The sequence below is a fragment of the Dietzia sp. SLG310A2-38A2 genome (assembly GCF_014145095.1).
GTDB lineage: Bacteria > Actinomycetota > Actinomycetes > Mycobacteriales > Mycobacteriaceae > Dietzia.
Genome location: NZ_JAALDX010000155.1, coordinates 4,132 through 6,618 on the forward strand (window position 1 = coordinate 4,132; position 2,487 = coordinate 6,618).

2 protein-coding genes and 1 pseudogene are annotated in these 2,487 nt (G+C 67.3%); all 3 read left to right on the forward strand.

The window, feature by feature from the left end; translation table 11 throughout:
• On the forward strand, positions 1–491 hold a 491-nt coding region (locus tag G6027_RS06095), incomplete at its 5' end, for a hypothetical protein (protein WP_182636345.1).
• Complete coding sequence (locus G6027_RS06100; RefSeq protein ID WP_182636347.1) at positions 488–1,309, forward strand: hypothetical protein; 822 nt, start codon at positions 488–490, stop codon at positions 1,307–1,309. The genes G6027_RS06095 and G6027_RS06100, both read left to right, overlap by 4 nt.
• Positions 1,291–2,487: pseudogene (locus G6027_RS06105) on the forward strand (hypothetical protein); the annotation flags it as partial. The gene G6027_RS06100 and the pseudogene G6027_RS06105, both read left to right, overlap by 19 nt.

Here is a 2,487-nt window from a genome sequence, read left to right on the forward strand (position 1 = left end):
TCGCAGGGCTCAAGGTTCCCACCTCCCGTGCCGACGGCCCGGCAAGGACGTCCCCGCCCCAGGGCTACAGCCACACGCCGCAGGGTGCGGCGCTGGCGGCGGCGAACGGTCAGGCGGCCTTGGCCACGGCCCCGGATGCCACCTGGCCCGAGGTGGTGCGCACGGTGACGGCTCCCGGCCCGGGGCGTGACCAGTGGGCGCAAGCCCGGGTGCTGATGAGCGTGTCCGGAGCAGTTGACCCGGCGGTGGCGACGACGTTCTCCGGCTTCAAGGTCACCGACTACTCACCCGAGCGGGCGATCGTGTTGCTGGCTACCTCCACTCCACCGTCCGCCGACGAGCCAGAGCCCCTCCTGGCTGCTTACCCGGTGCAGCTCGCCTGGACCGGGGCGGACTGGAAGGTCGTTCTGCCCACGCAGGCCGACAACATCGACGCCGCCGAGATCCAGACGCTGGACGGGTTCACGACCTGGGACGAGGACAACCAATGACGAAGAAGACGTGGATCACCGCCGCTGCAGTACTGGTTGTGTCGCTGGTGGTGTTGGTCGTGGTCATCGCCATGACCGGACGGGACGAAGAAACCGGCCAAGCGGCGCCTGCACCGGAGCCGACCTCGGCGCCTGTCGTCTCAACGCCCGCAGTCCAGCCGGGGCGAGTGGTAAGTGACCTCGTGGGTCGGCAAGTCACGGTCGTGGAGGTCCCCGGAGGACAACCCCTAGGGCAGAGCGAAGAGGCTGGATCTTTCCCCGCCGGCACCGAACAGGTGGCCGCACCATCAGGCCTGACACTGCAGCGCGTTCCGAGCGGGACCACCTTGATGGTGTCCACCTCGGACGGCCCCACCGACGTCGAGGAAGACGTCATGACTGGCTACGCCCGTTCACCAGGCGGAGCAGCCCTGCTCACCGCCAACTACATCGGCCTGGGCCTGGAGATGGGGCCGGTGTACGCCGACTTCATGCAGCGCTATGCCCCCGAGCTCGTCGCGGAGGAGCCCGGGTTGCTTGAGGAGCTCCGGAACCGCGGGACGGCGGCACAGGGGCAAGCACTTCGGGCCGCCGAGGGCTTTCAAGCTCCCCGGTGGTTCCGCTTCAGCCACTGCTCTCCCGAGTTTTGCACCGTCGATGCGGCGATGCCGTCGGTGGCGGACGCAGTCGGCCAGGTCGACACCATCGACGTGAGCGCTACCGAGCATCCAGTCGTTCGCGTGTCTGTTGCCTGGACCGGCGAACAGTGGGAGATCGTCTCTGGGCGGTCTTTGCCGGCGCTCGAGGAGCTGGATCGGTCGTGGGTGCTGTGGATCTGAGACGCCTCACGCAGCTGGCAGTCGCCCTCCTGGCCGCTGTGTTGGCCTCGGTCGCGGTGGCGGCGCCAGCCGCCGCCCAGAACACTGATCAGAACGAGTTCCAGTCGTTCTACGAGGAGTGCCGAGACGGCGAGGTCGGCGGCGGGTTCCTTGACGGCGGTCTGCTCTCCGATACGGGGGCACACGATTGGATGAGGGAGTCTGCCCATGCCGGCGGACTGCGAGAGACGCTCACGGCCCCGGTCCGGGGTGTTCAGTCGGCCGCCTGCAACACCGTCGGCGCGGCACTCAATCCAACCGATGCGGCCGAGGCGATTGCCTCTGGATTCTGGGGCGATCCGATTGGCGATTTCGTCAAATCGCTTCTTGAGGGCAACGCGCAGTCGTTGGCGCTGATCATGACGATGTGGATCAAGGAGTCGCCGTTCTCGGGCGCTGACTTCGCCTCCTCTGTCGAGGGGATATTCAATCTGACCCTGTGGGCGCAGGCGTTGCTGTTCGTGGTGTCGCTGATCGTGGCAGGCACTCGGATGGCGATCGCTCGTAATCGCGGCCTGGGTGATGGTTTCGAGGACGTCGGCCAGCTCGTGTTCAACTTCGTTCTGGCCGGCGCCGCCCTGCCGGTGGTGATCTTGTCCCTGCATTTGGCCACGGATGCGGTGTCGGCTCAGTGGCTCACCGATGGATTGGGCGGGGATCCCGCGGCGGCGATCAATGCGGTGGCTCTGATCGACGAGGAGACCGGCCTTGGTCCGGCGGCGGTGCTGATTCTCGTGGTGTTCGCCCTGTTGGGAGCGCTGGCGCAGATGGTCGCTCTAGTGGTCCGAGAGGGTCTGCTGGTGGTGGTGGTAGGTCTGCTGCCGCTCGCGGCGGCATCGTTTGCGATGAACACGGGCAAGCAGGCATTCAAGTCGATGATCGGTTTCGTGGTGGCGGCGCTGCTGTTCAAGCCGGTAGCAACCCTGCTGTACCTGGCGGCGTTCTGGATGTCCTCGGGGACACAGGCGCCGTCGGTGATGGAGGCGGTGTCGTCAATGCTGCTGCTGGCTGCTGCGGGTCTGGTTCTCCCGGCACTGATGCGGGTGGTCGCCCCGGCGGTGTCCGCCTCAGTGGCTGGCGGCAGTGCGGCCGGCATCGGTGCGGTCGCCGCTGGCGCGACCGGCGCTGTCGCGGGAGCC